At 67.4% G+C, this 20,284-nt stretch carries 20 protein-coding genes; 10 read left to right on the forward strand and 10 right to left on the reverse strand.

Going from position 1 to position 20,284, the window contains the following annotated elements; translation table 11 throughout:
* Positions 1 to 99: 99 nt before the first annotated feature.
* Positions 100 to 1,452 (reverse strand): ATP-binding protein, encoded by a 1,353-nt coding sequence (locus AC1DT7_RS10800; protein WP_478035947.1) that lies wholly within the window; start codon positions 1,450 to 1,452, stop codon positions 100 to 102.
* Positions 1,449 to 2,165: a response regulator gene (locus tag AC1DT7_RS10805; protein ID WP_478035948.1), complete on the reverse strand. Its 717-nt coding sequence runs from the start codon at positions 2,163 to 2,165 to the stop codon at positions 1,449 to 1,451. Before AC1DT7_RS10805 ends, AC1DT7_RS10800 begins: the two co-directional genes overlap by 4 nt.
* Before the next feature lie 161 nt (positions 2,166 to 2,326).
* Between AC1DT7_RS10805 and AC1DT7_RS10810 the strand changes: the two genes are divergently transcribed.
* From AC1DT7_RS10810 to AC1DT7_RS10825, 4 genes are all read left to right on the forward strand, one after another.
* Positions 2,327 to 2,806 (forward strand): hypothetical protein, encoded by a 480-nt coding sequence (locus AC1DT7_RS10810; protein ID WP_478035949.1) that lies wholly within the window; start codon positions 2,327 to 2,329, stop codon positions 2,804 to 2,806.
* Between the two features lie 65 nt (positions 2,807 to 2,871).
* Positions 2,872 to 3,315 (forward strand): EF-hand domain-containing protein, encoded by a 444-nt coding sequence (locus tag AC1DT7_RS10815; RefSeq protein ID WP_478035950.1) that lies wholly within the window; start codon positions 2,872 to 2,874, stop codon positions 3,313 to 3,315.
* The gene (locus AC1DT7_RS10820) at positions 3,315 to 4,142 is read left to right on the forward strand and encodes a sterol desaturase family protein (RefSeq protein WP_478035951.1); all 828 of its coding nucleotides are present in this window, start codon (positions 3,315 to 3,317) and stop codon (positions 4,140 to 4,142) included. Before AC1DT7_RS10815 ends, AC1DT7_RS10820 begins: the two co-directional genes overlap by 1 nt.
* Positions 4,142 to 5,047: an alpha/beta hydrolase family protein gene (locus AC1DT7_RS10825; RefSeq protein WP_478035952.1), complete on the forward strand. Its 906-nt coding sequence runs from the start codon at positions 4,142 to 4,144 to the stop codon at positions 5,045 to 5,047. The genes AC1DT7_RS10820 and AC1DT7_RS10825 overlap by 1 nt, the downstream gene beginning before the upstream one ends.
* A 31-nt stretch (positions 5,048 to 5,078) precedes the next feature.
* On the opposite strand, the gene AC1DT7_RS10830 is transcribed toward AC1DT7_RS10825, so the two are convergent.
* The 6 genes from AC1DT7_RS10830 to AC1DT7_RS10855 form a co-directional block, all read right to left on the reverse strand.
* A complete protein-coding gene (locus AC1DT7_RS10830; RefSeq protein ID WP_478035953.1) occupies positions 5,079 to 5,288 on the reverse strand; it encodes a hypothetical protein in 210 nt (69 codons plus the stop codon).
* A gap of 29 nt (positions 5,289 to 5,317) precedes the next feature.
* Positions 5,318 to 6,910 carry a chaperonin GroEL gene (groL, locus tag AC1DT7_RS10835; RefSeq protein ID WP_478035954.1) on the reverse strand — a complete coding sequence of 531 codons (1,593 nt, stop codon included), beginning with the start codon at positions 6,908 to 6,910 and terminating at the stop codon, positions 5,318 to 5,320.
* Between the two features lie 89 nt (positions 6,911 to 6,999).
* Positions 7,000 to 7,287, reverse strand: coding sequence for a co-chaperone GroES (gene groES, locus AC1DT7_RS10840; RefSeq protein WP_478035955.1), 288 nt, complete (start codon positions 7,285 to 7,287; stop codon positions 7,000 to 7,002).
* A gap of 169 nt (positions 7,288 to 7,456) precedes the next feature.
* Positions 7,457 to 10,045, reverse strand: a complete 2,589-nt coding sequence (gene mprF / locus AC1DT7_RS10845) for a bifunctional lysylphosphatidylglycerol flippase/synthetase MprF (protein WP_478035956.1) — start codon at positions 10,043 to 10,045, stop codon at positions 7,457 to 7,459.
* Positions 10,015 to 10,413 carry a DUF2147 domain-containing protein gene (locus tag AC1DT7_RS10850; RefSeq protein ID WP_478035957.1) on the reverse strand — a complete coding sequence of 133 codons (399 nt, stop codon included), beginning with the start codon at positions 10,411 to 10,413 and terminating at the stop codon, positions 10,015 to 10,017. Before AC1DT7_RS10850 ends, mprF begins: the two co-directional genes overlap by 31 nt.
* The gene (locus tag AC1DT7_RS10855) at positions 10,410 to 11,168 is read right to left on the reverse strand and encodes an AcvB/VirJ family lysyl-phosphatidylglycerol hydrolase (RefSeq protein WP_478035958.1); all 759 of its coding nucleotides are present in this window, start codon (positions 11,166 to 11,168) and stop codon (positions 10,410 to 10,412) included. The genes AC1DT7_RS10850 and AC1DT7_RS10855 overlap by 4 nt, the downstream gene beginning before the upstream one ends.
* A 299-nt stretch (positions 11,169 to 11,467) precedes the next feature.
* Here AC1DT7_RS10855 and epsC point away from each other — a divergent pair, with 299 nt between their 5' ends.
* The 3 genes from epsC to AC1DT7_RS10870 all read left to right on the forward strand — a co-directional run bounded on the left by epsC (position 11,468) and on the right by AC1DT7_RS10870 (position 13,690).
* Entirely contained in the window at positions 11,468 to 12,388 is a 921-nt protein-coding gene (gene epsC, locus AC1DT7_RS10860; protein WP_478035959.1) for a serine O-acetyltransferase EpsC, read from the forward strand.
* A gap of 63 nt (positions 12,389 to 12,451) precedes the next feature.
* Positions 12,452 to 13,348 carry a TauD/TfdA dioxygenase family protein gene (locus AC1DT7_RS10865; protein WP_478035960.1) on the forward strand — a complete coding sequence of 299 codons (897 nt, stop codon included), beginning with the start codon at positions 12,452 to 12,454 and terminating at the stop codon, positions 13,346 to 13,348.
* A 30-nt stretch (positions 13,349 to 13,378) separates the two neighbouring features.
* Positions 13,379 to 13,690 carry a ribosomal protein L7/L12 gene (locus AC1DT7_RS10870; RefSeq protein ID WP_478035961.1) on the forward strand — a complete coding sequence of 104 codons (312 nt, stop codon included), beginning with the start codon at positions 13,379 to 13,381 and terminating at the stop codon, positions 13,688 to 13,690.
* Positions 13,691 to 13,814: 124 nt separating this feature from the next.
* Here AC1DT7_RS10870 and AC1DT7_RS10875 read toward each other — a convergent pair whose 3' ends face one another.
* Both AC1DT7_RS10875 and AC1DT7_RS10880 read right to left on the reverse strand, forming a co-directional pair.
* Entirely contained in the window at positions 13,815 to 14,810 is a 996-nt protein-coding gene (locus tag AC1DT7_RS10875; protein ID WP_478035962.1) for a DUF6607 family protein, read from the reverse strand.
* A gap of 124 nt (positions 14,811 to 14,934) precedes the next feature.
* Positions 14,935 to 17,214 (reverse strand): TonB-dependent hemoglobin/transferrin/lactoferrin family receptor, encoded by a 2,280-nt coding sequence (locus tag AC1DT7_RS10880; protein ID WP_478035963.1) that lies wholly within the window; start codon positions 17,212 to 17,214, stop codon positions 14,935 to 14,937.
* Between the two features lie 361 nt (positions 17,215 to 17,575).
* On the opposite strand from AC1DT7_RS10880, the gene AC1DT7_RS10885 reads away from it, so the two are divergent.
* From AC1DT7_RS10885 to AC1DT7_RS10895, 3 genes are all read left to right on the forward strand, one after another.
* On the forward strand, positions 17,576 to 18,190 hold the full coding sequence (locus AC1DT7_RS10885) for a TetR/AcrR family transcriptional regulator (RefSeq protein ID WP_478035964.1): 615 nt from the start codon (positions 17,576 to 17,578) through the stop codon (positions 18,188 to 18,190).
* 315 nt (positions 18,191 to 18,505) lie between these two features.
* A complete protein-coding gene (locus AC1DT7_RS10890; RefSeq protein ID WP_478035965.1) occupies positions 18,506 to 18,922 on the forward strand; it encodes a hypothetical protein in 417 nt (138 codons plus the stop codon).
* Positions 18,919 to 20,184, forward strand: coding sequence for an efflux RND transporter periplasmic adaptor subunit (locus AC1DT7_RS10895; RefSeq protein ID WP_478035966.1), 1,266 nt, complete (start codon positions 18,919 to 18,921; stop codon positions 20,182 to 20,184). The genes AC1DT7_RS10890 and AC1DT7_RS10895 overlap by 4 nt, the downstream gene beginning before the upstream one ends.
* Positions 20,185 to 20,284: the final 100 nt, after the last annotated feature.

Consider the following 20,284-nt stretch of genomic DNA (forward strand, 5'->3'; position numbering starts at 1 on the left):
TACCCCGAAGCAAGCCGAAACCCGACGATAGCCGCCGGATGTGAAAACTCAACGTCATGCTTTGGCGGGACCGAAAGCAAGATGCGCGAGATAGACTGATCAGCTACCGGCCGTCCAGGCAGACGGATAGCGGACGGTCACGCGCAGCCCACCCGAGGCGCGGTTGGTGAAGGTCACCTCAGCCCCGTCGCGGCCCGCCAAGGCGCGGACGATCGCCAGCCCGAGCCCGGCGCCCCCGGTCTCGCGATTGCGCGAGGCGTCGAGGCGGTTGAATGGCTCACCCAGGCGCGCCAGCAGATCGGGCGGAACGCCGGGGCCGTCATCCTCGACGATCAGGTCGGTATGGTCGCCGGCGGGACCGAGACGTACCGTCACGGCGGTGCCATGGCGCAGGCCATTGTCGATCAGGTTGCCGAGGATGCGCCTGACCGATTGCGGCGTCGCGCGAACCGGGAGCGGCCCGGCCGCATCGAGCGTGACCGCATCGCCAAGCTCTCGCCGCACCGCCACCAGCGCCTGCGCCGCCGCCGCCAGGTCGAGCTCGACCGCGGGCGTGCGATCGGCCTCTCCCTGGGCGAGGAACAGGGTGTCGTCGAGCAGCGCCGCCATCTCGTCCAGATCGCCTATCGCGCCGTCGCGGTGGCGCGGATCGTCGATGAACTCCGCGCGCAGCCGCAGGCGCGTCAGATAGGTGCGCATGTCATGCGCGATGGCGGCGAGCATGCGGGTGCGCTCCGCCATCAGGTCGCGGATGCGCCCTTTCATCTCGTTGAACGACGCCGACAGCTCGCGCACCTCGCGCGGGCCCGCGACGGCCAGGTCGGGCGCGTCGAGGCCGGTGCCGAACCGCCGCACCTCGCCCGACAGCCGGACAAGCGGCCGGGTCGTCTGGCGCACCGCGAGCGCCAGCACGGCCAGCACGACCAGCCCACCGATCGCGCCCAGCCACGACCGCGAGCGGAAATAGCGGCGCATAGAGGGCGAGGGCTGGCTGGTCAGCACCATCGCGCCGCCGTCACGCAACCCGATCGCCACGGCGACGGGCGCGAAGAAGCGTGCGGGGCGCGGATGCGTTCCGATCAGCCGGCCGAGCCTGGGCCGTCGGCCGTTCACCGCGATGTCCCGCCCAGGCAGCGCGCTGGCATAATAAAGCGACAGCAGTTCTAGATCGGGTGTCGGCGTGGCGGCCGCGGCGGGCAGGCCGGGGGCGAGCGCTACCGAATAGAGGCCGCCGTTAAAGGCATCGAGCAGTGCCGTGCGCTGGTCGGCCGGCGCCCGATCGAGCGCATCGGCCATCGCGCGCGCCTGGGCGGGGAGCGGCAGATTATACGGCCGCCGGTCGTCGCCGCGCGCCGGCAGGCTGCTCGCCGCGACGATCAGCAATTGCAGCGCGACGAAGCCCGCGAGCAGGATCGCGGTGATACGCAGCGACAGGTTGGAGGCGATCGTCATGCCCGTTCGACACCGACCGTGAGCTGATAGCCGCCGCCGCGCACCGTCTTGATCAGCGCGGCCCCACCCGGCCGGTCCGCGAGCTTGCGCCGCAACCGGCTGAGCTGGACATCGACCGCGCGGTCGAACGCCGCAGCATTGCGACCCCGGGTCCAGTCGAGCAGCTGGTCGCGGTTGAGCACACGCTGGGGATGCGTGACGAAGCACAGCAGCAGGTCGAACTCGCCCGCGGTCAGATCGACCTCCTCGTCGCGCGGACAGGTCACGCGGCGCGCGCCGACATCGATCGCCCAGCCGGCGAAACGATAGCGCTCGACCGGCAGGGCCGCCGTCACGCGGTGGTGCCCGCGCGTTCGGCGCAACACGGCGCGGACGCGCGCGACCAGCTCGCGCGGGTTGAACGGCTTGGGCAGATAATCGTCGGCGCCGATCTCCAGCCCGACGATCCGGTCGATATCGTCGCCGCGCGCGGTAACCATCAGGATCGAGACATCGCCCGCCGCACGCAGGCGTCGGCATAGCGACAAGCCGTCCTCGCCCGGCAGCATCACGTCGAGCACGGCGAGGTCGACCCGTTGCCGCTCGTGCAGCTGGTCGAACTCCGCGGCGGTACGGCAACCGATCGCCCGGAAACCCTCGCGCGAGAGCAGGTCGACGACCATCGAGCGAATCTCGCGATCATCCTCGACCACGGCGATGCAGCTATTCTCCATGACCGCCAATTTGCCCTGCGCCGCCGCCGGGCGAAAGGGGCAGCACGCCCGCTGTTACACTCTGTAACCAAGTGACACCCGATCGACGCCAACGGCTTACGCCATGGCTGCATAAGCCGATGCGCGGCGGCCGGATCGCCGCCAGTGCAAAGGAGTCGATCATGTACAAGCATCTGCTGGCAGTCGCCGCCCTGGCCGCCCTGGGCGCGGCCTCGGCGACGCCCGCCGAGGCCCGCCAGCGCGGGCATGTCCTCAGCATCCAGGGCGCGCACGGACGCGGCCTCGTCCAGACCCGCTCGGTCGACCGCCAGCGTGGCTCGGCCTCGGTCAATCGCAGCCTGCAGACCAACAACGGCCGCGGATACCAGGCATCGCGCAGCCGGGACTATGGCCCCGGCCATTATTCCGGCGACCGTAGTTTCCACGCCAATAATGGCCGGGGCTACGATATGTCGCGCGACGCAAGCTGGGGCAATGGCAGCTATAGCGGCGGCCGCACGACCACGACCGGTGATGGCCGGACGACGGGCCGCACGACGACCGCGACCAACAATGGCGACGGCACGGCGAGCTACAACAGCACCGTGACGCGCCTCAATGGCACTAGCCGAACCGTCAGCGGCACCGTCCCCCGCCGCTGACGCCCGGCGGCCGCGCCGCGCCCCCCCCCCCGGCGCGGCCGCCCTTTTTCGTGAAGGACCCGGATATGACCAAGACTTTCCTGATGTCTGCCCTGCTGGTCGCGGCAATCGCCACGCCCGCCAATGCGAGGATGTTCGCGCGCGGCGATGCGATGGACCCGTTCGCCAATGCCGATGCCAATAATGACGGCGTGATCACCCGTGCCGAATTCCTGGCCGCGCGCAGCGCGCGGTTCGCGAAGATGGACCGCAACGGCGACGGCGCCATTTCCCGCGACGATTTCGGCCGGCTGCTCAAATTCCGCCCCAAGTCCGGCGAGCGCCTCGACGCGCTGATCGACCAGATGGACAAGAATGGCGACAGCCGGGTCAGCCGAGAGGAATTCGCTGGCGCCCCGACGCTGATGTTCGACCGCGCCGATACGAACAATGACGGCAAGGTCGACCAGGCCGAACTGGCGGCGGCGAAGGAGCGGTTCGATGACCTCAAGGCGCAGAAGAAGGGATGATGGCGGTCGAGCGATCCCCGGCCTGGCTGGCAGCGATGCTGGCGCTGGTCCTCGCCGAGGCCGGATGGCGCCTTGCGCGGGGCCGGGGCTATGACGGTCGCGCCGCGCTCACCACCATCGGCCTCGCGGCGGGCAACATCCCGTTCGCCGCGCTCAACGTGCTGGTGATCAGCGCCGTTTTCGGCGTCGCCGCCCGCCTGGCACCGCTGCATTGGCCGATTGAAGACTGGCGCACCTGGGCAGCGGGCTTCGTCGCGGTCGAATTCTCCTATTACTGGTTCCACCGCGCCAGCCACCGGGTCCGCTGGTTATGGGCGTCGCATTCGGTGCATCATTCGGCCGAACAGATGACCTTGCTCGCCTCGTTCCGGCTGGGCTGGACCAATCTCTTCTCGGCCGGCTGGGTCTTTTACGTGCCCCTGATCCTGCTCGGCTTCCCGCCTCTCGTCGTGGTCGCCCTGCTCGCCTTCAACCTGCGCTACCAGTTCTTCCTGCATACAGAGGCGGTCGGCCGGCTCGGGCCGATCGAATGGGTGTTCAACACGCCCGCACACCACCGGCTGCACCATGCCTCGAACGATGCGTATATCGACCGGAATTATGGCGGCGTCCTGATCGTCTTCGACCGGATGTTCGGCACGCTGGCGACCGAGCGGCCGGGCGACCCGATCCGCTATGGCCTCGCCCATCGAGCGCCCACCGCCAATCCCATCCGGATCGCCTTTCGCGAATGGGGCGCGATGGCGGCCGATGCCCGGCGCGCGCGCAGCATGGGCGCGCTGGCCCGGGCCCTGTTCGCACCCCCGGGTGCGGTGGAGAAAGCGTGATGTCCATCATCCTGGCCGCGATTGCAGCCCTGGCGCAGCCACAGCCCGCCGGTTTGATATGCGAGGCACGGTGGCGGGACGCCGCGCGCGACCGCATCGTGCCTGTCCGCATCCGCCTGCCCGCCGGCACCGGCAAGGTGCCCGTCATCCTGTTCAGCCACGGCCTGGGCGGCTCGCTCGACGCCGGCACCTTATGGGCCGAGGCATGGGTGCGCGACGGCGATGCGGTGATCCATCTCCAGCATGCAGGCAGCGACAGCGGGATCATCGGCACCGGCGGCATCGCCGCCGCCATGTCGATCGAGCAGTTGCGCGCCCGGGCCGACGACGTCCATTTCGCGATCGACGAACTGGCCAAACGCAAGCGCGAGGGCCTGTGCGACCTGACCCGCATCGACCTCACCCGGATCGGCATGGCGGGTCACAGCTTCGGCGCGCAGACCACGCTCGCGATCGCGGGGCAGCGTTACCCGCTCGACAGCGTCAGGCTCGGCGACGCGCGTGTAAGGGCAGCCGTCGCGCTCAGCCCGCAGCCGCCATTCGGCCAGGGCGATACGCGGGCGTTCGGCAGCATCACCATGCCCTTCTTCTCGATCACCGGCACCAGGGACCAGCTTGCCTGGCTCAACCAGGTCACGCCGAAGGATCGCGAGCGGCCGTTCCGCGCGATGGCGCCGGGCGGCAAATATCTGCTGGTGATGGACGGCGCCAACCACCGCATGTTCAGTGGGCAGGACAATATCCCGCTGCCGGGCAGTAGCCCGGTACCGCATGTGCGCGATGTGGTGGCGCGCGCGACCACCCTGTTCTGGCGCTGGAGCCTGAATGGCGACATGGCGGCCAAAACCGAGCTGGACGGGCTGGGCACGACCCTCCCGTCGACGGATCGCTTCGAGAAGCGTTGAGCCGGCCACCCTCGGGCGACCGGCTCATCGCTCACTTGGTCGCGATGTCGCCGGTTTCCGCCTTGTAGGTTTCGCGCACGAAGGTGCGGGCGGCCGTCTGGGTACGGAACGTATCCTCGAGCAGCTCGGCCGACACGAGCGGATAGCCCTGCGAATTATAGCGCGTGGTCCGCACGGTAACGCGGAATACGCCTTCCTCGTCCTTGGCGACGAGGAAGGGGCGAACGGGTGTTCTCGACATGGATTGCTCCTCAAAAAAAGCGGGGTCGATCAGGCCGGATCGATGACGGCATCCGCAATGGCCGCTTCGGTGGTGAGCAGCAGGCCGGCGACCGACGCCGCGTCCTGGAGCGCCGACCGGACGACCTTGGTGGGATCGATCACGCCCGACTGGACGAGATTTTCATATTGCTCGGTCTGGGCGTTGAAGCCGAGATTCTGGTCGTTGCCGTCGATCAGCTTGCCGGCGACGACACCACCGTCATGGCCGGCATTCTCGGCGATCTGGCGAAGCGGCGCCTGGAGCGCGACACGGACGATGTCGATGCCACGCGTCTGGTCGTCATTCGCGCCCTTCAGATTGTCGAGCGTCCGCGACGCATAGAGCAGCGCCGTGCCGCCACCGGGGACGATGCCTTCCTCGACCGCGGCGCGGGTCGCGCTGAGCGCGTCGTCGACCCGGTCCTTGCGCTCGCGCAGCTCGACCTCGGTCGAGGCGCCGACCTTGATGATCGCGACGCCGCCGGCGAGCTTGGCGAGGCGCTCCTGGAGCTTCTCCTGGTCATACTCGCTGTCGGTGTTCTCGATCTGCTGCTTGATCGCCTCGACCCGGGCGGCAATGTCCTCGGGCGACCCCGCACCATCGACGATGGTGGTGGTGTCCTTGTCGATCGTCACGCGCTTGGCGGTGCCGAGCATCTCGAGCGTGACGCTTTCCAGCTTGATGCCGAGATCTTCCGACACGGTCTGCGCCTTGGTCAGGATCGCCACGTCCTCGAGCATCGCCTTGCGGCGATCGCCGAAGCCGGGCGCCTTGACGGCTGCGACCTTGAGGCCGCCGCGCAGCTTGTTCACGACGAGCGTGGCGAGCGCCTCGCCCTCGATATCCTCGGCGATGATCAGCAACGGGCGGCTGGTCTGGATCACGGCTTCGAGGATCGGCAGCAGGGCCTGAAGGCTCGACAGCTTCTTCTCGTGGATCAGGATGTAGGGATCGATCAGTTCGATCGACATCTTTTCCGGGTTGGTGATGAAATAGGGGCTGAGATAGCCGCGGTCGAACTGCATGCCGTCGACGACCTCCAGCTCGAAATCGACACCCTGGGCGTCCTCGACCGAGATGACGCCTTCCTTGCCGACCTTGTCCATTGCTTCTGCAATGCGGCGGCCGATTTCCTCGTCGCCATTGGCGGAGATGATGCCGACCTGGGCGATCTCCTCATTATTGGCGACCGGCTTGGAGCGCGCCGCGAGATCCTCGACCACGCGCAGCACGGCGATGTCGATGCCGCGCTTCAGGTCCATCGGGCTGACGCCGGCGGAGACCGACTTCATGCCCTCGCGCACGATCGCCTGGGCGAGAACGGTCGCGGTGGTGGTGCCGTCGCCGGCATGGTCATGCGTCTTCGATGCGACCGCGCGCAGCATCTGCGCGCCCATATTCTCGAACTTGTCCTTGAGCTCGATCTCCTTGGCGACGCTGACGCCGTCCTTGGTAATGCGCGGGGCGCCATAACCCTTGTCGAGCACGACGTTGCGACCCTTCGGCCCAAGCGTGACCTTCACCGTATCGGCGAGGATATCCACGCCGCGCATGATCGATTCACGAGCATCGCGCGAGAATTTGACGTCTTTGGCTGCCATGGTCTTGTTCCTTCTTGTTCCCCCGCGAAGGCGGGGGTCCAGATTCTTTGTTCAGGTCTGGGTCCCCGCCTGCGCGGGGACACAAGGGATCAGCCGACGACGCCTAAAACGTCCGACTCTTTCATGATGAGCAGGTCCTCGCCATCGACCTTGACCTCTGTGCCAGACCATTTGCCGAACAGGATCTTGTCGCCGGCCTTCACGTCGAGCGGGGTGATCGTGCCGTCCTCGGCGCGAACGCCGGTGCCGACGGAGACGATCTCGCCTTCTTGCGGTTTTTCCTTGGCGGTCTCGGGGATGATGATGCCGCCGGCAGTCTTCTCGGCAGCCTCGATACGGCGGACAAGGACTCGGTCGTGGAGCGGTCTGAAAGTCATGCAGGGAGCCGATTCGTCGCTGGGTCGCGACGAGATCGTCGCTTTCACAAGCGGGAAGCCAGCGCTGCCGATTTGCGATTTGGCGCTCCCCGAGGGAGAGTGCCAGCACCCTCCATGTGGGCGCTATTGCCGCTTCTGGCAAGGGCGCCTGCCCCGAAACGCCCCCCGTTCAGCCGCCGATCAGCGCGATCAGGTCGATCATCGCGCGCGCCGCGGGCAGGCCCGGCGGGGTCGCGACATACCGCGGTTGCCAGTCGGGCTGGAACTTCGCCTTGAACGAGCGGAGGCCGGCAAAGCCGTACAGCGCCTCGGCATGGCCGTAGATCGCATGGCCGATGCGCGACCAGCCCGGCGCGAGCCGCCCGCCGCCAAGCCCCGAGAGCGGCGCCATGCCCAGGTTGAAGCGGCGATACCCCTGCCCGGCGCCCCATTGCATCAGCCGGACGAGCAGCGAATCCATCGTACCATAAGGCGTGTCGGGCAAATGCCGCATCAGGTCGACCGAGAGCTCGCACTTGTTCAGCGTCGCCCAGATATTGGCGAAGGCGACGATGCGGTCCTCCTGCCACAGCACGGCGCAGTCGAACCGGGTCACGTAGTCGGGGTCGAAACGGCCGATACTGAAACGTTTCTCGCCGCCCGCCTTGCCGCGAAGCCAGGCGTCGGACACCGTCTTCAGCGCCGGACCATAAGCGGCGACATTGGCGGCGGGCAGGATCTCGAACCTCAGGCCGGCGGCATCGGCGCGGCGGAGCGAATGGCGCAGCGACTTGGCGGCGGGCCCGTCGAGCGAGAAGCGGTCGAGCGGAACATGCGCCTCCTCGCCATATTTCATCGTCTGCAGGCCAAGCTCGACCAGCAAAGGCAGCATCTCCGTGCTTGCCTGGTAGAAGCAGAGCCGCCCATGCGCCGCATCGCATTCGGTGCGGATCCGCCACACCAGTTCGGACCACGCGGCGACCGGCCCGACCGGATCGCCCATCACCACCCAGGTGCGGCCCTGCACCCGGTACATCAGGAACGCGTCGGCCGAGGCCGAGACGATGAAATGCTTGTCGCCGGTGAACGCCAGCGCCGAATCGGCCCGGGAGGCGACAGCAAAGGCGCGCTCGGCGACCTCGCGCGGCAGCACGCTTTCGCCATGCGCCCGCACCGGCGCCGCGAGCAGGCGCCACGCCGCCACCGCGACCAGGATGACGACGGCGCCGACACTCGCGCGCAGGAAGCGCGGGGCATTGCCCCGCCAGGCGAACTCCCACCACAGGTCGGTCGAATAGGGCACATGCTTATAGGCGAAGAAGCCGGCCCAGAGGCTCAGCGCGACGGCGACCATCGCCGCAGCGAGCCAGAGCCGCTGGAACGGCGCATCGAACACACCGGCGCGCCGGTAAAAGGCCGGGCGGCAATATTGCAGGATGCCGGCGATCACGCCCAGGATCGCCGCTTCCTCGTAATCGACGCCCTTCAGGATCGAGAAGACGGCGCCGCCGACCAGCAGCAGCCGCGCCGCGATGAAGCCGCTGCGCAGCCGCGCATTGATCGCCGGCGAAACCATGATCAGCGCGGTGCCGGCAAGGCTCGCCGAAAAATGCGACGCCTCGATGAAGGGCAAGGGTACGAGATGGGCCAGCCAGAAGATGCGATCATGCACCGCCGGCAGCGCCCCCGACACGAGCAGCACCAGCCCGCCGGTGAACACGAGAGCGGCGAGCAGCGGCGGCGCCAGCGCGCGGCTCGCCTGCTCGACCATCGACACGCCGACGGCGATCGGCCGGCGCAGGCGCCGCCCTTCGAGCAGGCCGAGCAGCCCGGCCGCGCCCGCCAGCGGCAGCAGATAATAGATGACCCGGTACAGCAGCAGTGCGGCGAACAGGCCGGGCCGGTCGCCGGGAACGGTCGCCAGCATCACTGCCTCGAACACGCCGATGCCGCCCGGCACATGGGTCACCAGCACCGCGACCAGCCCAACGGCATAGGCCACGAGGAACAGGTCGAGCGGCGGCACGGAGGCGCCCGGCAGCAGCACATAGAGCGTGAGGGCGGCCAGCAGCAGGTCGAGCGCCGCCACGCCGATCTGCGCCGCCATGATCGGGGCCGGCGGAACCGGCAGCGCAAGATTGCCCCGCCCGATCTGCCGCCGGCCCGAGGCGCGCACGGCGAACGGCAAAACGACACCCAGCAGCAGCGCCCCACCCGCGACATGCCCGGCCAGCGGCGTGATGGTGACGATGCCGAGATCGATCGGCACCTGCGTGAAGAACAGGGCCGAGGCGCCCACTACCGCCACGCCACCCCAGAAGGTCGCCGATGCAAGCAGCGTCACCCGCGCGACATCGCCAAGCTCGAACCCGGCATTGGAATAGACCCGGTAGCGGGCCGATCCGCCCGTCAGCAGCGAGAGGCCGAGATTGTGGCTGACGGTATAGCTGGTGAACGAGGCAAGCGCCGCCGTCCGCCACGGCAATGGCCGCCCGATCGCCCGGAGCGCGAGCACGTCATACAGGGTCAGGCAGAGATAGCTGCCGATGGTCAGCCCCAGCGCCAGCGCGATCCTGTCATCCGGAATCGCATGCAGCGCGGCACGCACCTCTTTCAGCCGCACCTCGGCAAGCAGGGAATGGAGCGCCGCGAAACCGAGCAGCGCGACGCCAAGCACCGCCAGCGCGACGAGCCAGCGGCGGTGGCGCAGCATCCACTGCGCCGTCCCCGATCGCGCGGTGGCGCGGGTCAGACCCGTTTCCAGATCTGCGACTTGCACAGAAATCCTCCGATCAGGCAGCCCGAGATCTTCAGCGTATCGGGCGCAAGGCGATCGATCCGCGACGAGAAGCTATGGCCCATGTCGGGCACATAGACGGTGCCGGCCCAGCGATCGGGCCCGATCTTGCGATAATCCCTGAGCAATTCGATGCCGATCAGCCTGTCGATGCCGGCATCATGCGCATCGGCCTCGGCCGTCGGGGTGGCGGCGGCGATCGCGCCGCACAGGGCATCGCCGCAGGGCGCGGTGCGCACCCGGAGCGTCCCTTTCGGATTCTGCCATACGCCGATCGGCAGATCCCGCGTGGCGACCGCGCCGCCACCGGCCGGCGCGCCGGCGAGCATCAGGAGCAGGGCAGCGATCATGCGGAGAGCCTCGGCAGCACGGGGTGGAGCACAGCCACGATCGTCGCGATCAGCCGTTGGGCATCATTGTCCAGGAAATGGCCGCCGGGCAGCTCGATCCGTTTCACCGGCGCACCGAGCAGCGGGCATAGGCTGTCGGTCTCCCGCGCGCCATAGATACAGGTCAGCGGCGCCCAGGACAGGGTCCGTGCCGAATCGATCGCCTGCGCATCGGGCGTCCCGCGATAGGCGAGGCTGGTCGGGTCGGCACGGAAGAATACGGTCCGGCCCGGCACCACCAGCACGATCGATGCGACTTTCGCGCGCAGATCGTCCGGCAGGCGGGCGACGCCGGTCCCGAGCACGTCGGATCCGAAGGACTGGCCGATCAGCACCACCCTGTCGGCATGGGCCCGCGCCAGCGCGGTGCGCACCGCCTGCGCCACCACGGCATCGACCTCTTCCCGGCTGCGGTGCCGGCCGAAGATCGTCGGGGAATTCACCCCCATCACGGGGATGCCGCGCGCCGCCAGCGCCTGGGTGACATGCGGCCCCATGCCGAACCGAAGGCCCATGTCGCCGGAGAAATAAAGGGCTACGACCGGCACCCGGCCGCGCCCGAAATCGCCGAACAGGCGGATCGGATCGCGGTCGAAGAACCCGGCCGCGGCCGCCAGCGCCAGCAGTGCAGCGGCGATCGCCAGGACAACCACGCTGACCCAGCGAAGCGCCCCTGACGAGGAACGGCGGCGCACCGCACGGTCGGAAAGGATCATCTTCATCGCCCGGCCCTGAGCCATTCCATCTGACGCGGCGATGGATGGAACATGAAAATCCCGTCATTCGCCGCGCGACCCTTCATGCGACTGACATAGAGGTTGGCGGCAGAGCGGGTTACCAGACTTTGGTTTATTGCCGATCTACGTCCGCGCACCGGACCGCGAACGTGAAGGATCGGTCATCCGGTAGGGGTGCCGTTAGTCGCGCTTTCGCCCCGGCAAGGCGATCTTGGCTTTTTAAATCCCATTCAAATGATAGGAATAAAGTCCTTCAGGAAAAGGCGCGTTCAATGCTGATGGCCAATGATTCTCTCGACACTGTCGTCCTCGGCCTCGCGTCGGCCCGGCGGGACTGGCGCGCCGCGCATCAGCGCCATGCCAATGCCGGTACGGCGCGGTTCCCGTCGCGCGTCGCGCTCGAATTCATGCTCGAGCATCTGGAGGCCGCGCTGTTCCCGCAGCGGCTCGGCCATTTCGAGGGCACGACCGAGGATGTCTTCGTCAGGCTCCGCCTCGACCAGGCATTCGGGCTGCTCGAGGCGGAGATCAGCCGCGAGCTGCGCTATTGGGAAGCCGAGACCGGCGACCGGTTCGAGCACGACCATGGCGACACCATCGTCCGCCTGTTCGCCGCCGCCCTGCCCGAGATCCGCCGGCTGATCGACAGCGATGTCGCCGCCGCCTTCCAGGGCGATCCGGCCGCGCGCAGCGTCGACGAGATCCTGATCTGCTACCCTTGCGCGGTGGCGGTGATGTACCACCGGCTGGCGCATCAGCTGTTCGAGCTGGGCGCGCCTTTGGTAGCGCGTGTCATTTCCGAGATCGCCAATACCCGCACCGGGATCGACATCCATCCGGGCGCGACGATCGGGCCGAGCTTCTTCATCGACCATGGCACCGGGGTTGTGATCGGCGAGACGGCGGTCATCGGCGCGCGGGTGCGGCTGTACCAGCATGTCACCCTGGGCGCGCGGCGGCTGCCTCCTGAGGAGGGGCACAGCGTGCGCGAACGGTTCGCCCGCCACCCGATCGTCGAGGACGATGTGGTGATCTATGCCGGGGCGACCATCCTCGGCCGGGTCAGGATCGGGCGCGGCGCGACGATCGGCGGCAATGTATGGGTGACCGGGGATGTCGCCCCAGGCGCGTTGGTGATGCAGCCACCGGCGCTGGCCTTTGCGGAGGACGAGGCGCCCGCCTTGTTTCCGGAGGGGTAAAAGCAGCTACCCATTGCGCAACCATGCGCGTGGGCAGACATTGGCCAGGGAGAGGAGATCGTCATGGCGACCGCTTACCGAATCGAGAACGACCTGGGCGAACGCGCCGCGCTGCGCGGGATCGTGATTGCGCCGTCCACCCCGACGATCGGTGCCGAGATCAGCGGCATCGACCTGAACCTGCCGCTGGGCGACGAGGAAGCGGAGATCATCCGCGCGGCCTGGCTGCGCCACAAGGTGATCTTCTTCCGCAACCAGGATGTGGACTATTCGAGCCATCTCAGGCTCGGTCGGCTGTTCGGCGAGCTCGAGGGTCATCCGGTCATCCCGCATGTCGAGGGCTATCCCGAGGTGCTGCTGATCAAGGGCGTCGAAGGCGTTCAGCTGACCTCCGAAACGTTCACGCCGTTCAAGGCGTACAATAAATGGCATACCGACGTGACCTTTCGCGAAAGGCCGTCGATCGCCTCGGTGCTGCGCGCCCGGCTGCTCCCTGCGCTTGGCGGCGACACGATCTGGTCGGATGCAGCCGCCGCCTATGAAGGTCTGCCCCAGGCGGTGAAGGAGCGCATCGCCGGTCTCGATGCGGAGCATGACATCGTCGCCAGTTTCGGGGGACGGGTGAGCGAGGAGAAGAGGGCGCAACTGGCACGGGACTTCCCGGCGGTGTCTCATCCAATGGTGCGCACGCATCCGGAGACGGGCGAGAAGATTCTCTACGTCAACCACACTTTCACGACGAAGATTCTCGGCGTTCGCGAAGAGGAGAGCAAGGAACTGCTGCGCCTGCTCTACGATCGGATCAAGGTACCCGAATATCAGGTGCGATTCCGCTGGACGCCGAACGCGATCGGCATCTGGGACAATCGGTCGACCCAGCATTATGCGGTCGGCGATTACTGGCCGGCCGAGCGGGTGCTAGAACGCGTGACGGTTTCCGGCGACGTGGTGACGCGGTAAGCTCCCCGAACAGAAGTCACAGGAGCCGCGATGTTTGTCCCCATTCCAGTGCTGATCGCGATCGGCGTCGTCTTCCTGGTGCTGCTCGCCCTTGCCCTGCGCTCCTCGCGCGGGCGTGATCCGTTGATGGGCGGCGGGCAGGTGCCGCGTTATCGCCCCTTGCCCACCGCGGACAAGGCGATGGCGACGGCCGCGCCCGTCCTTCCCCTACCACCCGAAGTCGAGCAACAGGTCCGCGCGCTGCTCGCCGCCGGGCGCAAGATCGATGCGATCAAGCTTGCTCGCGACGTCACGCATCTGGGGTTGAAGGACACCAAGGATCTGGTGGAGTCGATGGAATAGGCACCAAAGCCACATCGTCACCCCGGACCTGTTCCGGGGTCCATCGTGCAGCACGCGCCGCAGCTTTTGTGGTACGATGGATGCCGGAACAAGTTCGGCATGACGTGGAGAGGTGGTGCCTGCCTTAACGCTTCGTCACCTCGGCGATCACCGCCCTGCCCTTCTCGATCGCGGCCGCGGTCGCCAGCTTGCCCGCCTGGACATCGTCGGCATAACCCATCAACCGCTCGCCCGAGGCCGAGCCGGTATCAGCCACCTCGACCACCGACACACCCTTGTCGCGCGCGATCGCGGCGTCCCAGGCGGTGCGGATCGCCGCCCAATAATCCTTCGTCGCCGTCCAGTAATCGTCGGCCGCCTTCACGTCGTACTTGTCGTCCTTCGCATAGGTGTTGAGCACCGATTCCTGGACGAAGGGCACGACCTTGCCGTCGACCAGGCCCATCTTGATATTGTCCTGCCAGTGAATCCAGCCGGCCGGCGACGGCGAGTGGCGGTTGATGCCGAGATAGCGGTCGTAGCGCGGATGGCGCACCGCATCGCGTCGGGCGAGCGGGCGCCAGGTCCAGTTGCTGCGCCAGCGCCGCACGCCGCCCTCTTCGGTCCATTCGCCCCAGCCGCCGTATCGCGGGGAATCGTCGGTCTGCCACACGGTCTGCGACCAGCGCCCCTTGCGCATCCTCTCCGGCACCGCCTCGTCGTTCCAGCGGCCCTGCCCGGCATAGACGAGTACCGAGACCGGCTCGAAGCTCCAGTCCTGGCGCCAATGCTTGATCACCATCGTCTTGCCGGCATCGGTGACGACCAGCATGTGCTGCAGCACGATATGCTGGCCGCTATCCTCGATGACGCGGACGCTTTCGTGCCCGCCCGAAATCTTGGCCGGGATCGGTGTATAATCGGCGCGCCACGGCGTGGTCTCGCGCATGTCGAAGGTGACCTTGTAGTTGCCGGCCATGGCGAGGATCGCCGCTCGGTCAGCCTCGAAGGCGGCCTTTTCATCGGCGGCACTACGCGGCGCGAGCGGGCCGTCGGCCAGAGCCGGCGCAGCGAGCGGCAGGGTCATCAGGGCGGCGGCCAGCGCCAGACGGAACGGTCGCAGGCGAAAAGCGGTCTTCATGAGCATCAGCTCCCAAACGTGTCGATGAAAAAATAGGGAGAGGGAACAGTCCCGGATGGGGCAAATCCGGTGGGTGCGACTGTCCCCTCTCCCCAACCCCTCCCGAAGAGGAGGGAGGGGAAACTCAGAATCGTGCCGTCAGCGAGACGCTCGCGTTGCGGCCAGGCTGGGTATAGGCATCGGTCGAGGCGGCATTGGCGGGCGCCGGCGTGGCAAGGCCGCGCACATCGCTCCACCAGGCATATTTCCTGTCGAAGATGTTGAAGATGCCGGCCCTGAGGGTGACGACCTCGCCAAGCCGGGCATAGGCCGTCGCGTCGAGGATGGTGAAGCTGTCAGGCCTGTAGGCGGTGTTCGTGGTCGCCGACTTCGGCTTGCGCGCCGAATAGGTCGCGATGAGCTGACCGCCGAAACGCCGGTCGGGCGCGTCATAGCCGACACCGCCGACCAGCTTGACCGGATCGACCGACTGCAACGGCGATTTCACGCCGTTGGCGCCGGTGCTGGTGCCCTTCGCATAGCTGGCCGCGAACCGCGCGGTCACGCCCGTCATCGGGGTGACGTCGATCTTGCCCTCGACGCCGCTGATGCGGGCACGGGCAAGGTTGATGAACTGGAAGATGATCGGATCGGCGGGGCTGCCGGCGTGGTTGCCGATCATCTCCTGGCTGATGAAGTTGCGATAGCTGCCGGTGAAGCCGGTCACCCCCGCGCTCACCACCGGCGTGACGATCCGCGCGCCGCCTTCGAAGCTCTCGCTCGTCTCCGGCCGCAGATCGGGATTGGGGATCGAGCGATACGCGAATTGCGGTGAGGTAGGGTTGTCGAAGAACTGGTTCACCTGGGTCGGCGACGGCGCCTTGAAGCCCCGCGCGTAGTTGCCGAACAGGCGGAAGACGCCGACCTTCACCAGTGCGCCCAGCTTGGGCGACACGCGCGATCCGTTCTGCTGGCCCGGATTGGCAGCGGCGCTGGGGATGAGCCCGTCGCGCTTCGGCGTCAGCGCATAATGGTCGAAGCGCAGTGCCGGGAACAGGGTGAACAGGCCATCGGCGATGCCGATCTCGTCCGACACATAGGCCCCGGCCAGGGTGTAGTCGGTGATCGGGAAGGCGCGCGTCGGGAAGACGTCCGGCGCGGTCGGCGCCGTTCCGTCACGCAGCCCCTGCTGCCGCGTGACGCTGACATCGCCGCCATAGACGAGCTTGTGGGTGATATCGCCGGTGGCGAAATCGCTGCGCAGCTCGGCACTCGCGCCGAACACGCGGTTGGCGAAGGTATTGAGGCGCGTGCGGTCGACTGCGGTGTTGCGGTCCTCGGCGGTGAACTGGCGGTTCTCGCCATCCTGGTACCACAGGGTGAGCTGGGCGGAATCGATCGCGCCGGTGCCGGCATAGCGCCAGTCGAGTGCGACCCGGTCGCGGCGGGTGCGGTCGCGCGCGGTGAGGCCGATCACGCCGGTCGCCGGGATCACCGCCGCCGAGGAGATGCCGCTCAGCACATTGGTGCGGACATGGGCGTCGAGATGATCATAGGTCAGTCGGACACGGTTGGAATCGTCGGGCGACCAGACGATTTTGGCGAGGACCGCGTTGGAGAAACTGTCCTGCGGATTGGGCGCGGTGCGGCTCGCATTGGGCGTTTCGTTGGTGCCCTTGTTGTCCAGCTCGTGCCCATCGCGGCGGGTATAGGCGACCATGCCCGACCAGGTGCCGCTCGCGCCCGCGACGATGCCGGTTTCGGAGAACTGGTCGTCGGCCGAATCATAGGCGGCGCGGGCGATGCCACCGATCGACTTGCCGCCGGTGAGGAAATCCTGCGGATCGCTGGTGACGAAGCTGACCGCGCCGGCGAGGCCGTCGCTGCCGTAGAGCGCCGAGGCCGGGCCACGCAGGATCTCCACCGACTTGATCACGCCGAGATCGACATAGTCGCCGCGGCCGGCGGACTGGGCGCCGAATTCGAAGCCATCGGGTACACGCACGCCGTCCAGCTGGATCAGCACCCGATTGCCCTCAAGCCCGCGAATGTTGAAGCCGGCATTGCCGTCTCTCCCCGTGACGCCCTGCGCCGCGCCGAAGCGGGTGGGCGCACGGCGGACGCTGACGCCCGGCTCGAAGCGGACCAGGTCCTTCACGTCCGACGCCAGCTGGTCGGCGATGGTCTCGGCATCGATCACGGTGACGGTTGCCGGCACATTCTCGACGCGTTGCGGAATGCGGGTCGCGGTCACGGTGACGAGATCCTTGTCCGCATCCGTATTCGCGTCCGCCGGATGCGCCGCGTCGGCGGCGAAGGCCGCGCCTGCGCTCAAGGCCCAGGCAATCGCCAGCGCGGCGCTCCCGATCCTGATGGCAGCCGCGCCCTGGCCGCCGGCGCGCGGCGTTGCTTCCTGTTCGATCATGGATGTGTCCCGGTTACTGCTAATGCGAGTGATTCTCGTTTGCATTCGCTAGGCGGGAAGATGGCAGCTGTCAAATCCGTTAAGATCGGCGACTCATTCCTCCCCGAGCTCGCTCGGGGAGGGGGACCGCGCTTGCGCGGTGGAGGGGCTTGGAGCGTGGGCGTGCGCCTGTATCGGCACGACTCGAATTGAGATGGAGCGCGGGCGGCATGACCCTCGCGCTCCAAACCCCTCCACCGCTTCGCGGTCCCCCTCCCCGTTCCGGGGAGGAACAGGAGAGGCTACGGTCCGGAAGGAGCCAATTGGCGCGAGAATCTCCAACACTGGACGTTTACGGAAAGCACGCTATATACCGATCGGTATGGAACAGAATCTTGCCCCGGCCCCCGTCAAGGGACGCCCCCGGGAATTCTGCGTGGAAGAGGCGCTCGCCTCCGCTCTCCGGGTCTTCTGGAGCCGCGGCTATGAAGGCGCGTCGATGGCCGAACTCACTGCCGAGATGGGCATCACCAAGCCGAGTCTCTATGCGGCGTTCGGTAACAAGGAAGCCCTTTTCCACAAGGCGTTGGACCTCTACGAACGCGAAAAGCTGGCCTATATGCGCAGCGCGCTCGACGCGCCGACCGCGCGCGGGGTCGCCGAAAAGCTGTTGCGCGGCGCACTCGAAATCCAGATGAGCAGCTGCGACCCCAAGGGCTGCCTCGGCGTCATCAGCATGAGTGCCTGCGGCATCGAAGCCGAATCGATCAAGGCCGAAGTGATGAAGCGGCGTGCGTCGTCCGAGGCGGCGCTGATCGCCCGGTTCGAGCGGGCAAGAGCCGAAGGCGACCTGCCCGGGACGATCGAGCCAGTTGCGCTTGTCCGTTATCTTTTTGCTTTGCTTCAGGGAATGTCGGTCCAGGCCGGCTCCGGCGCGACCTGCCAGGAACTCGGCCAGCTGGTCGAAACCAGTCTTTCCGTATGGCCGACTCGCTGATTGCAATTAAATATACCTGCCGGTACAAAAGGCGCTTGACGCGCCGCAGCATGACGATATATACCGATCGGTATTGAATGCGGTTCCTTCACGGGCTCCGCCATGGCGAAGGGAAACGCCCATGACCAAGACGGACTGCTGAACACCCTGCGGGAGGCCTGAGGCCGATCGCATCTCATCATTTTCATGATCGACGAGCGGATGGCTTCTGGCTGTCCGGCGCCGGTCAGCCACGCCCAGTGCGCCTCTGCGCGCGAAGACCCGTGTCTTCGTGATCGGCGCCCTGCGGCCACACCAGATCCAAGGGGAATAGCCATGGCTTATTTCGACATCGACAACATGTTCACCGCCCCCGCCCGCCGCCGGGCCATGGAAGTATCGGTCGCACCGGACGGTGAGACCACCGGCTTCTCGGCGCTCGAATGGAGCGTCATCGCGGTCTCGCGCCGCGACAACCTGTCCAGCCTCGAAGAGCCCGGCCGGATTTCCCGCGCGCTCGGCAGCCTGTTCGGCATCGGCACCAAGTCGCGGCTGGCCGATGGCAAGCTCGAGGCGCTGCGCCGGCTCGCGGTCCATGCCTGGCGTCGCGGCTACGCCGTCGCCCAGGCCGAGATCGACCGGTTCCTCGACGCGGGCTTCACCCTTTCCCAGGCCGAAACCCTGGTGGCGAGCGTCACCGGGGACCGTGTCGGCCTTGTTCAGATCTACGCCAATCCAAGGATCGCCGCATGAACATGATCACCCCTATCGAGAGCACGTCGACGCGTCCGCTCGTCGACGGTTTCAACCGCATGTCGCGAACGCGGCGTGCGGCAATCGTCCTTATCCCCCTGGCGCTCGTCGCCGCGGCCGGCACCAAGCTGGCCGGTGAGTCCCCGGCCGTTGCCGCCGCCCCTCCCCCTCCGGCGGTAACGGTCGCGGCACCCGTGGTGCGCGAAGTGAGCGAATGGGACGATTATGTCGGCCGCTTCGCCCCCAGCCGCACGGTCGAGATCCGCCCGCGCGTCGCAGGCGAAGTGACCGGCATCCATTTCCGCGACGGCGAGATCGTGCAGAAGGGCCAGCTGCTCTTCACCATCGATCCGCGGCCCTTCACCGCGGCGCTGGCCGAGGCCCGCGCCAATGCGGCCAGCGCCCGCAGCGCACTGGCGCTGGCCCAGGCCGATCTCGGCCGCGCGAACCGGCTGATCGCCGATGAGGCGGTTTCGGCCGGGGAAGTGGATTCGCTCCGCGCCAAGGTACAGGCGGCGCAGGCGGCTCTGGCCGCAGCCGATGCCCGGGTCCGCGTCCGTGCGCTCGACGTCGAGTTCACCCAGGTTCGCGCGCCGATCGCCGGCCGCATCTCCGACCGCAAGGTCGATGCCGGCAACCAGGTCGCCGGCGGCGAAGGCACCAGCGGCACGGTGCTGACCAGCATCAACGCGCTCGACCCGATCTACTTCACCTTCGACGGATCGGAGGCGCTGTACCTGAAGACCCAGCGCGCACGTCAGCCCGGTGCCGAGCCGGCCGCGGTAGAGATTCAGCTTCAGGACGAGACCGAGCATCGCTGGAAGGGCAGGCTCGACTTCACCGACAATGGCCTCGACCAGCGCAGCGGCACAATCCGCGGCCGCGCGGTGTTGCCCAACCCGGGCTATTTCCTGACCCCGGGCATGTTCGGCAACATGCGCCTCGCCAGCGGCGGCAAGGCGCCGGCGCTGATGGTACCGGACACCGCGATCCAGACCGACCAGGCGCGCAAGATCGTGCTGGTTGTCGACGGGCAGAACCAGGTTTCGGCCAAGCCGGTCGAACTCGGTCCGGTGGTCGAGGGCCTGCGCGTCGTGCGCTCCGGCCTGAAGGCGAGCGACCGCGTGATCATCGCCGGCAACCAGATGGCGATGCCCGGCGCAAAGGTTGCGCCCAAGGCCGGCCACATCACCGCCGTGGCCGCTCCGGCCGCACCGACGGTGTCGCTGCCGATCGCGGGCGAGGCGACCATCGCGAACTGATCCGACCGTCTCACGCCGGGAGGTTTTGCAGAACGGAGCGCCCCCATCCACACCGTCACCCCGGACTTGTTCCGGGGTCCACCAGTCCCGAAGCACCAGA

It is taken from the genome of Sphingomonas sp. P3_C6, from assembly GCF_056402595.1.

Coding starts and splice junctions, on each gene's coding strand:
- AC1DT7_RS10815 (WP_478035950.1), top strand. CDS start 2,872: ATGACCAAGACTTTCCTGATGTCTGCCCTGCTGGTCGCGGCAATCGCC.
- AC1DT7_RS10855 (WP_478035958.1), bottom strand. CDS start 11,168: ATGATCCTTTCCGACCGTGCGGTGCGCCGCCGTTCCTCGTCAGGGGCG.
- epsC (WP_478035959.1), top strand. CDS start 11,468: ATGGCCAATGATTCTCTCGACACTGTCGTCCTCGGCCTCGCGTCGGCC.
- AC1DT7_RS10875 (WP_478035962.1), bottom strand. CDS start 14,810: ATGAAGACCGCTTTTCGCCTGCGACCGTTCCGTCTGGCGCTGGCCGCC.
- AC1DT7_RS10870 (WP_478035961.1), top strand. CDS start 13,379: ATGTTTGTCCCCATTCCAGTGCTGATCGCGATCGGCGTCGTCTTCCTG.
- AC1DT7_RS10830 (WP_478035953.1), bottom strand. CDS start 5,288: ATGTCGAGAACACCCGTTCGCCCCTTCCTCGTCGCCAAGGACGAGGAA.
- AC1DT7_RS10895 (WP_478035966.1), top strand. CDS start 18,919: ATGAACATGATCACCCCTATCGAGAGCACGTCGACGCGTCCGCTCGTC.
- AC1DT7_RS10890 (WP_478035965.1), top strand. CDS start 18,506: ATGGCTTATTTCGACATCGACAACATGTTCACCGCCCCCGCCCGCCGC.
- AC1DT7_RS10810 (WP_478035949.1), top strand. CDS start 2,327: ATGTACAAGCATCTGCTGGCAGTCGCCGCCCTGGCCGCCCTGGGCGCG.
- groES (WP_478035955.1), bottom strand. CDS start 7,287: ATGACTTTCAGACCGCTCCACGACCGAGTCCTTGTCCGCCGTATCGAG.
- AC1DT7_RS10885 (WP_478035964.1), top strand. CDS start 17,576: ATGGAACAGAATCTTGCCCCGGCCCCCGTCAAGGGACGCCCCCGGGAA.
- AC1DT7_RS10825 (WP_478035952.1), top strand. CDS start 4,142: ATGTCCATCATCCTGGCCGCGATTGCAGCCCTGGCGCAGCCACAGCCC.
- AC1DT7_RS10805 (WP_478035948.1), bottom strand. CDS start 2,165: ATGGAGAATAGCTGCATCGCCGTGGTCGAGGATGATCGCGAGATTCGC.
- groL (WP_478035954.1), bottom strand. CDS start 6,910: ATGGCAGCCAAAGACGTCAAATTCTCGCGCGATGCTCGTGAATCGATC.
- AC1DT7_RS10850 (WP_478035957.1), bottom strand. CDS start 10,413: ATGATCGCTGCCCTGCTCCTGATGCTCGCCGGCGCGCCGGCCGGTGGC.
- AC1DT7_RS10880 (WP_478035963.1), bottom strand. CDS start 17,214: ATGATCGAACAGGAAGCAACGCCGCGCGCCGGCGGCCAGGGCGCGGCT.
- AC1DT7_RS10820 (WP_478035951.1), top strand. CDS start 3,315: ATGGCGGTCGAGCGATCCCCGGCCTGGCTGGCAGCGATGCTGGCGCTG.
- AC1DT7_RS10865 (WP_478035960.1), top strand. CDS start 12,452: ATGGCGACCGCTTACCGAATCGAGAACGACCTGGGCGAACGCGCCGCG.
- AC1DT7_RS10800 (WP_478035947.1), bottom strand. CDS start 1,452: ATGACGATCGCCTCCAACCTGTCGCTGCGTATCACCGCGATCCTGCTC.